Below are 9882 nucleotides of genomic sequence, written 5' to 3'. Positions count from 1 at the left end.
TTTTTTTAATTCTGGGTCTAAAGCCCTCGCCTCATTGTTTTTATACACATTAATTAAATGTTTAGTCAAAGGAATATAAGCCAGTAAAAATAAGTACTGATCAAACTTAAAACTATTAATAAAGGCAAAAACTATCACCAAAGCCATAGCAAAAGTGACTAAAAAATAATGATATAACTTTGCATTTTTACCGCCTATTTTAACAACCAAAGTATTCTTTCCTACTTTCCTGTCTGACGCTTCATCACGCATATTATTCAAATTCAAAACACCAACACTTAAAAGTCCTATTGCAATCGCCGGCAAAAAGAGTTCGATATCTATTTGTTTTGAATATAAAAAATTCACTCCCATAGTACTGACTAATCCAAAAAATATGAACACGAATACATCACCTAGCCCACGATATCCATAAGCCGTAGCCCCAATTGTGTAACGGATTGCAGCTAAAATTGCTAGTATACCCAATACCAAATAAAATAGTGAATAGTATAAGTTCGTGTCCTCAAAGGCAAAATAAATCAACAGAACGGCTGATAATAACGTAAGTAAAGACGTAATTATAATAGCTCCTTTCATTTCTTTTGGACTAATCACGCCACTTTGAAGGGCTCTCTTTGGACCTACTCGATCCTCATTATCAGTTCCTTTAATACCGTCACCGTAATCATTGGCAAAATTAGATAAAATCTGTAATCCAAGAGTAGTTAATATGGCAAAACTAAATATCCTCCAGTTAAAAACCTCTGTTGGAGTAAGTATGTAGTCCGTTGGGTTTGCCAGCGCATACATGCTTCCCACAATTATTCCGGAAACAGATAAGGGTAATGTTCTTATTCTTGCTGCTTCAATCCAATGTCTCATTTTATTTTTTATTTGATAATTTTATTTACTATTATTTAAAAACTATAACTACATCCAATTGCTATTAGAAGTTTCCATTTGATACAACCACAGATTGACATACTGCTTAATCGTGGTAAAATTCCCTAATTGAAAACTAATATCCCCCCCCGCTGTGTGTATTGTAATCGATCCGATATCGACGCTTTTATGCCAGAATAGTTGTGACGTTGTAATCGCCTGAATTTTACCCGGCTCAATAATTTCATTGTCTACGTCCCAAGCCCCGCTTTGTCTAATGATAAAATCATTGTTTATAAACAATCGATTGTTTATAAAACTAAAATAAACTATACCGCCTACAAACAGCACATAAAGAGGTAGTAAGTAAGCATATGCCAGCAATTGCTGTTGGACATAGTTTGCAAAAGCAAGAAAACCGGCTAAAGGTAATACTATTGACAGGAATACAGAAAAAACTAATTTACGAAAATTGGGTTTAAGCATTATCCCTTTTTGAGGTATGTTTTTAAACAATAATTTCAAAATCGCTTCATTTTCTAATTCATTGCATCCAGGAATTTCAATCACCGACTTACGTTCCTCTTTTTCGCCACTTGTAGCTTGCTTAATTTTGAGCTCAAGAATATTCATTTTCCTTTGAAAGTAATTCCTGGTAACAGTAACAATTTGCACTTTTTCTGGTTTTAAAATAGTACTCTTTGTACTTAATAAACCAAAAGAGAGTAATAATGATCCATTTTGCTTCGTGATTTTATAATCAAAATATTTAAAGACAGTACGGAATAAGTTGATGATCAATATAGAGCATAATATCAGCATTACAATAATGGCAACAGATTGCATCGCTAAACTTCTATCTAAGTACGCATCAATTTTTCTTTCGTCGAAATCAGAACGCTCCATGAAATTTCGGCTATTTTCGTACGCCGTGACAAAAAAGGCTAAAATTAGACCTAAACTCTTGACATAATTTGAAGTAATCCCCACTTTCAACAAGCTTAGAAAACTAATTTTCATAAAAGGTCGCTCTTCAACTGATTCAGAACCGAACGACTTTTCCGGTTCTATTGAACTAATTTCCTTTTTTTCATTCTCCATTAACCTTGCTTTCAAAGCTAAAGCGAGTGGATGTGAAATTGCTTTTATTGTCCCTTCCTTTTTAGCACTTCCGGCTGTGTCAACATCCAGCTCGTAAACCCCTATAAACCTCTGAATTAAGGATTGATTAATATTTACCTGTTGAATTCTATTCAGCTGAATAATCGTTTTTGTTTTATTGAAAATCCCTTCGTTGATGATAAACTCCTCATTTTCATGGTCCAAATAAAAAGTAAAGTTCAGGTATTTTAAATAGGCGATAATTCCAATGAAAAGCACAGCCAAAACACTGCCCAACAGTAGATAAGCTTTATTGATTTCGTCGAATTTAAAAATCCAAATCACCAATATTGGCCATAAACCACGACCCCACTTTTGTACCGTATCAAAAAAAAGTATTAAAACTCCGATGGAGGATTGCCGTTGAGGCAAATGTAAAGTATCCTCCATTTACAGTTGTTTTTGAATTTTCCCCATTAACAGCTGTTTGATATTTTCAGCCTGCTCTTTTTTGATTCCTGGGATTTCAATATCACTTGAACTTCCTCCCGCCGTAAAAACTTCAATTTTTGCCAATCCAAAATACCTGGAAACTAATCCTTCATGTAAAGCTACATGTTGGACTCTGTTATATGGAATTACAATCGTATTTGTAGCTACAATACCGTGTCTAAAAAGAACATCATGAGTCCTGAATGCAAATCCTTTTTTCTTAAAACTAATTCTCGATAATAATAAAACAAGAAAAAGAAAAACAAAATAAGCCGCTGAGATTCCAACCACAAAAATCAGTAATCCCCTATTAAAAAACAATAATACCGCAAGACCTAGTCCTATGATTAAAAAAAAGACAAATACATTTAGCACTGTCACTTTCCAATAATCAGAATCTAAAATAGAGAATTGTACTTCCTCAAACTTAGGAAGCTGTGTTGTATCAATAGTTTCGTTTGAAAAATTATTCATTTATTTTTTGTTTAAAGTTCCGTATTCAAAACGCTTAAAGTCAGCTATAAACACCATCTCTAAACCTTAAATGGTAAACGCTGTTACGGCAGCCATTTTTTCTCAAAATTTGGCTTACGCTTTTCAAGGAATGCATTTCTTCCTTCTTTAGCCTCTTCCGTCATATAAGCTAATCGGGTAGCTTCACCAGCAAAAACCTGTTGTCCCACCATCCCGTCATCAGTCAGGTTCATGGCAAATTTCAGCATTTTGATAGCCATAGGTGATTTCCCTAATATCTCTTGTGCCCATTCATACGCCGTATCCTCTAATTCAGCATGCGGAATAACTGCGTTTACCATCCCCATATCCATTGCATCCTGAGCAGAGTAACTGCGCCCTAAAAAGAAAATTTCCCGAGCTTTTTTCTGACCCACCATTTTTGCAAGATAAGCCGATCCGTAACCACCGTCAAAACTAGTCACATCTGCATCTGTTTGTTTAAAAATAGCATGTTCTTTACTGGCAAGTGTCAAGTCACAAACAACATGTAAACTATGCCCTCCACCTACTGCCCAACCAGGAACCACAGCGATCACCACCTTTGGCATAAAACGGATCAAACGTTGTACTTCTAATATATTCAGACGATGTTGCCCATCTTCGCCTACGTACCCTTGATGACCACGGGCATTTTGATCTCCACCGCTACAAAAAGAGTATACTCCATCTTTAGACGAAGGCCCTTCGGCAGACAGCAAAACAACCCCGATTGAAGTGTCTTCTTGCGCATCATAAAAGGCACTATATAGCTCAGATGTTGTTTTTGGACGAAAAGCATTGCGCACATCTGGTCTGTTGAATGCTATTCTGGCGACCCCATTGCATTTTTTATAGGTGATATCTTCGTATTCTTTGACAGTGATCCAATCCATTATAATTGATTTAAATTATTTACGTGTAAAAATAAATCATTTTTTGCATTTTATACTATTCTACAGGGTAAGCTTTAAAAATCCTTCTTAAATGAAACGGTCGCAAAGTGTTTAAGTTGAAGTAAAAATAAGTTAATAACAGAATTCAACTACTAAAATGACCAACTTTAAGCTATGCTAATCAGCAAAATATCAATAAATAATGCTGATTTAGTATTTAAATTTCACTGATTTATTAACCTAAAATAAGAATAATTTGAATGCGATTAAAAATTTTGTCGCTCGTTGTTCTAAGGTACTAAATTACACTACTACTTCTACTGTCTTAAAAATCGAGCTAATGAGAAAATCATTTATCTGAAATAGCAAAAATAAAAATAACACCTACAGTTAAAAAGAGTTTTCTTTCCTCGCTTACCATAACTTGGTAAGCAAACTAATTTTAAAGGAAGATGCTGTAAATATAAATGCAAACCAATGGCTTTAATGTAAAATCGAACCTTAGCTGATAAGTAAATCTTTGGACCAATAAAAACAAATATTCATTGAAGTACTTTTATTCTTTAACTACTATTTAAGAATAGTCTTTTTACTATACCAGTACTTATCAAAGCAATAAATTTACTTTTGGATGAAATTGTAATTATTTTGGTGCCACTTTATATTTTATAAAATGACACTAAAGAGAGAAAGACTAACCGTTTTGGTCAGCCTTTCTTTTTTTTATTCTTTAATCAAATATATTCCGTCTTCTTTAATTTCGATTAGCTTTTCTCGGTAAAGAGCACCAATCGCTTTCTTAAACGTTTTTTTACTCATTTTTAAAACGGTCTTGATATCCTCTGGGTGTGAACTATCAGTCAGCCTTAAAAAACCACGACTTGCTCTTAACTCGTCCAGAATTATGTCTGCATTCGGCTCTATACTTTGATATCCTTGTATTTGCAGCGAAACATCAATCTTATTATCAGGACGAATGTTTTTAATGTAACCGCGCATGCGGTCTCCAGTACGAATGGCATCATCATATACCTCATCTTTGTATAACAAGCCTTTGAACTGCTCATTGATAATCACATTGATTCCTATTTCTGTTATATGTGAAACAATCAGGTCTACTTCTTCTCCTTTTTCAACAGTAAGCTCTTCGTTTTTAAGAAATTGATTCGTTTTACTTGAAGCAACTAAACGGTTTGTTTTGTCATCCATGTACAAGTAAACTAAATATCTTTTTCCTTTTTCCATAGGACGCGCTTGCTCTTTAAACGGAACCAAAATGTCTTTTTCCATTCCCCAATCCATAAAAGCACCAATCTGATTGACATAATTTACTCGCAAAAGTGCAAATTCGTTCAGTAAAATATAAGGTTCTAATGTCGTGGCAACCGGACGCTCTTCATGGTCTAAATAAACAAAAACAATAAGTTCCTCACCTATCTCAAATTCATTAGGAACATATTTATTGGGTAAAAGTATATCGTGTATGCCCTCGGGGTCAGTCTCTGGTGTACCTAAAAACAAACCAACTTTGGTATCCCGCAGAATTATTAATGTATTGTATTTTCCTATTTCGATCATTTTCTTCTATTTTCTAAGGCGCAAAGGTACGAAGTTTGAAAATGGTAAACCCGCCCCATCGTACAATTACCTTTCATTTTCCTCTTTAGAAGCAGAAAAACTGTTACTTACAACAACGATTACTCCCGCTATCCGCAGTATCTTTTGGGCTAAACCCCAGCCCAAAAAGGATACTCACTCCTATCAGGGCTAAACTACAGGGGTCTCATTTTCTATAAAACCAACAAAAAACTGAGGAGAAAGTATTTAAACAACTATTAAAGTTAATCTTACTGCCTATTAACTTTCTTTTTTTCTTACTTTTAAAAAATTAAAAATTAAATACTAATAATTATAATGAAACAAAATACTATTTATTACCTATTCGCATTCCTGTTTTTTTCTCAAATAACCTTTTCTCAAATGACCGTTGAAGATCCTGAAATCACAAAAATGATTACAGAAGTGAAAGCCGAAAGCCTTGAAAATACCGTAAAAAAACTTGTTTCTTTTGGAACAAGACATACCTTAAGCGATACAAAAAGTAAAACACGTGGCATTGGCGCAGCACAACAATGGGTCAAGTCTGAATTTGATAAATATGCACGAGAGTCAAATGGCCGACTTACTTCAAAAATTGATTATTTTACCATAAAAGCAGATGGAAGACGCATCGCAGTTGACAGTCAACTGGGAAATGTAATGGCAACCTTAAAAGGAACAGATGCTACCGATGATCGCGTATTAATCATTAGCGGACATCTCGACTCTAGAGTTACTGATGTGATGGACAGCAAATCAGATGCGCCCGGAGCTAATGACGATGGTTCAGGAGTATCGGCTATGATGGAACTAGCTAAAATAATGAGTAAAAGAGCCTTTCCTTACACTATCCACTTTGTGGCAGTAACGGGAGAAGAACAGGGATTGTATGGCTCCAGACATTTAGCAGAACTTGCCAAAGAAGAAAACTGGAATATCGTGGCGATGCTTAACAATGATATGATCGGAAACAGCCTGTCCAGTGGAACAAACCTAAGAGACAATACTAAAGTTAGAGTCTTTAGTGAAGCAACTCCCTACTTAGAAACAGAGGACGAAGCAAAAATGCGAAAGCTAACCAATAGAGATAACGACAGTCCTTCAAGACTATTAGCTCGTTATATAAAAACAGCTACTGATCAATATGTGGATCAGTTAGAAGTTAATCTAGTGTATAGAAATGATCGTTTTTTACGTGGTGGTGATCATACTCCTTTTAGCCAAAATGGATTTACGGCTGTTCGTTTTTGTGAAATGAATGAAAACTTTGACCACCAGCATCAGGATTTGAGAACTGAAAACGCTGTTAAATACGGTGATTTACCTGAATTTATGGATTTTGAATACCTACGCAAAATAGCCGCATCAAATTTAGCTACATTGGCTAATTTGGCTTGGGCACCTAAAGCGCCAACAAATGTGGGTGTTGAAGTGAAAGACTTGACTAATTTCTCCACTTTGGTTTGGAAAGCAGCCGAGAACGAGAAAGCATTCGGATACCAAATTCTAGTTAGAGAAACATCAGCCACAAATTGGGAGAAAACAATATTTGTAACAGATACTAAAGCAACAATACCTTATTCTAAAGATAATTTTCTTTTTGCGGTACAAGCAATAGATAAATTAGGACATGCTAGCTTGCCGGTTTTTCCTATACCAGTTCGTTAATAAAAGTTCGAACAGATTCATAAAAAAAGCGCCGTAAAGGCGCTTTTTATTATTTATACACACTTTCTTTTTTAAAGTGCACCGCTAACATATAGTAAACTACTGCTCTATATTTATTTTTATTTGATCTCCTATATTTTTCCATTACCGCATCGATCCCAGTATCTAAATTTGCCCCATCCGTAAGACCTAGCTTCTTTATCAAAAAATTATTTTTTACTGTATCTAGTTCGGCTTTCTGGCTTCCTGCCACTGTTGCTGCATCCGCGTTATATATAGAAGGACTACAACCAATCGTCACTTTTTTCAATAAATCCATATCAGGAGTTACGTTACATTTGTCTTTAAGATCAGGAAGCATACTTTACAATTAATTCATCTCTTGCACTCATAAGTAAGAATTTAATATTTAATTAAAATTAGCTAACTAGCTTAACATTTAATAATTATTTAAACTAAAACTACTTTTTAAAGTAAAAAATTTACTCTATCATAGAAATCAGATTAACTCTTTAAAAAATTGTAACAAAATAGCATCATTCTCTAACGTTGGGGTAAAGACCTCCAGTATGCCTGGCTTTTCATTTTGAGCGTATAAAATCGCTAATCCTTTTGACAAACTTTTTTCATCACTGGCAATAGTATATTCAAATCCGTACATCTTGGCTAAATGTTCCGCAGTTAAACAATGTGACGTTTCAAAGAAGGTGTTGAAAACCGGAGTCTCCTTGTGACCTGGCAGGATCCTGAAAATTCCGCCTCCTCCATTATTTATGACAATTATTTTAAAATTTTTTGGAATGTAATTATTCCACAACGCATTACTATCGTATAAAAAACCAATATCTCCTGTTATGAATACCGTTTGTTTTCCATTAACTACAGCCGCACCAATTGCTGTAGAAGTACTTCCGTCGATACCACTAGTTCCTCGATTACAATAGACTTGAATTGAAGGATCTATCGCAATCAGCTGTGCATAGCGTATGGCTGAGCTGTTGCTGATTTGTAATTGCGAGTTTTTAGGCAAACTCGGAATCACTTTTTCGAAAAATTTAAAATCTGAGAACGGAATTTTATCTAAGTAGATTTTGCTTTTCAACTCTCGTAACTCAGTCACAGCATCCAATTTCTCAAAATAATCACTCACGACTGATTTTGAGAGCGGTAAAAAAGCATCAAAGAATACATTTGGCTCCACTTCAAAATGCTTTGTCAACGCACTAAATGTATCGTATGCCCGCAACGAATCGATATGCCAATGGTGCTTTGGTTTGTATTTTCGTAAAAAAGCTTTAATCCGCTTCGAAACGATCATCCCTCCAAAAGTGACCAATATTTCAGGACGAAAATCCTCAAACTCTTCGTTAGTGAAAGGAGTTATTAAAGTATCTATGGTATTTATAAATGTTGGATGATGAACATTTGAAGTCGTTTCAGTTAAAACCACCACTGATCCATCAGCGGCTAAAGCTTCAATTGAACTATCACTGATTGCTCCGGGTTCATTCACGCCCACCAATACCAATTTTTTTGTGGCCTTGTTCCAAAGCAACGCATACTCCGCTGCCTCCTCTTGTGAAAGTGACTGCGCCTTTTTTACTGAAGCGGTAACGGTGATATTCACAGAAAGTTCAGAAACTATTTCATACAGAGGCTCTTCAAAAGGCGCATTGATATGTACGGGGCCTTTTTGAGTAATTGAAATGTCTATGGCTTCATTTATTTTAATATCATTTTCAACGGACACCATTTCATTCAAATTGGCATTATAAAAAGAATGATTCGCAAATACATTCTCTTGCCTAATCGTTTGTCCGTCGCCAATATCAATTTTACTTTGTGGTCTGTCAGCAGAAATTACAATTAATGGAATCTGACTGTAGAACGCTTCAGCAATAGCCGGATAATAATTCAGTAATGCGGAACCAGATGTGCATACTAGTACTGTGGGTTGTTTTGTCTGTTGTGCAATCCCCATAGCAAAAAAAGCAGCCGCTCGTTCATCAGCAATACTGTAGCAAGTAAAGGCTGGATTGCCTACAAAACCTATTGTTAAAGGCGCATTTCTGGATCCTGGAGAAATTATTATAGTGGTAATCCCTTTGGCTAAACAAATTTCAATTATGCTTTGTGCTAAAGGTATTTTGGGGTAATTCATTAGTTAAGTTTATGAGAAACAAAGATACAAAGATGTACGCATTTTTCTATATTCTTAAATAGTTTTATTAAATTTGGAATCAAAATTTATTGATCAAAATGGAAATCAAAATTAGACCTTACAAAACTGAAGACACCCAAGCAATATTAGATGTCCTCAACTATAATATCTTAAATTCAACAGCCTTATACGATTATAACATAAGAAGCTATGAACAACAAAAGACAATACTAGATGATAAAATCGACAAAGGATTCCCCGTGATTGTGGCTGAATTAGATAGTGTTGTAGTAGGCTTTGGAATGTATAGTGAATTCCGATTTAAAGAAGCTAATAAATATACTGTAGAACATTCCGTTTATGTAAATAATGATTTTCAAGGCAAAGGAATTGGAAAAATAGTACTCCAGGAATTAATCGTTTTAGCTAAAAAGCAAGGATTGCATACAATGATAGGTGTTATTGATGCTGAAAATCAAAGTAGCGTAGTGTTTCACGAAAAATTTGGATTCAAGACAGTAGGAACCATAAAAGAGTCTGCTTTTAAATTTGACCGCTGGTTGCATTCTATTTTTGTACAACTTATTTTAAAATAGAAAAAAGCGATTT

At 34.9% G+C, this 9882-nt stretch carries 8 protein-coding genes and 1 pseudogene; 2 read left to right on the top strand and 7 right to left on the bottom strand.

The features are described 5' to 3' along the window. The 5 genes from menA to A3SG_RS0115890 form a co-directional block, all read right to left on the bottom strand. On the bottom strand, positions 1–864 hold an 864-nt coding region (gene menA / locus A3SG_RS0115910; RefSeq protein ID WP_016990997.1), incomplete at its 3' end, for a 1,4-dihydroxy-2-naphthoate octaprenyltransferase. Between the two features lie 48 nt (positions 865–912). Then, entirely contained in the window at positions 913–2415 is a 1503-nt protein-coding gene (locus A3SG_RS0115905; RefSeq protein WP_016990996.1) for a PH domain-containing protein, read from the bottom strand. Then, entirely contained in the window at positions 2416–2931 is a 516-nt protein-coding gene (locus A3SG_RS0115900) for a PH domain-containing protein (protein WP_016990995.1), read from the bottom strand. Between the two features lie 83 nt (positions 2932–3014). Then, complete coding sequence (locus A3SG_RS0115895; protein ID WP_016990994.1) at positions 3015–3845, bottom strand: 1,4-dihydroxy-2-naphthoyl-CoA synthase; 831 nt, start codon at positions 3843–3845, stop codon at positions 3015–3017. Between the two features lie 723 nt (positions 3846–4568). Continuing rightward, the gene (locus tag A3SG_RS0115890; protein ID WP_016990993.1) at positions 4569–5423 is read right to left on the bottom strand and encodes a S1 RNA-binding domain-containing protein; all 855 of its coding nucleotides are present in this window, start codon (positions 5421–5423) and stop codon (positions 4569–4571) included. A 336-nt stretch (positions 5424–5759) separates the two neighbouring features. Between A3SG_RS0115890 and A3SG_RS0115885 the strand changes: the two genes are divergently transcribed. After that, positions 5760–7112: a M28 family metallopeptidase gene (locus A3SG_RS0115885; protein WP_016990992.1), complete on the top strand. Its 1353-nt coding sequence runs from the start codon at positions 5760–5762 to the stop codon at positions 7110–7112. Positions 7113–7161: 49 nt separating this feature from the next. Here A3SG_RS0115885 and A3SG_RS20145 read toward each other — a convergent pair. Together A3SG_RS20145 and menD are read right to left on the bottom strand one after the other, a co-directional pair. Then, positions 7162–7504, bottom strand: a pseudogene (locus A3SG_RS20145) (DUF2853 family protein). Positions 7505–7611: 107 nt separating this feature from the next. After that, the gene (gene menD / locus A3SG_RS0115875) at positions 7612–9273 is read right to left on the bottom strand and encodes a 2-succinyl-5-enolpyruvyl-6-hydroxy-3-cyclohexene-1-carboxylic-acid synthase (protein WP_016990990.1); all 1662 of its coding nucleotides are present in this window, start codon (positions 9271–9273) and stop codon (positions 7612–7614) included. Between the two features lie 98 nt (positions 9274–9371). Between menD and A3SG_RS0115870 the strand changes: the two genes are divergently transcribed. Next, complete coding sequence (locus tag A3SG_RS0115870) at positions 9372–9869, top strand: GNAT family N-acetyltransferase (protein WP_016990989.1); 498 nt, start codon at positions 9372–9374, stop codon at positions 9867–9869. The last annotated feature ends 13 nt before the right edge of the window (positions 9870–9882 follow it).

The sequence above is a fragment of the Flavobacterium sp. ACAM 123 genome, assembly GCF_000264055.1.
In the GTDB taxonomy this organism is placed as follows: Bacteria; Bacteroidota; Bacteroidia; order Flavobacteriales; family Flavobacteriaceae; genus Flavobacterium.
This window is presented reverse-complemented; position numbering and strand designations above follow the sequence as displayed.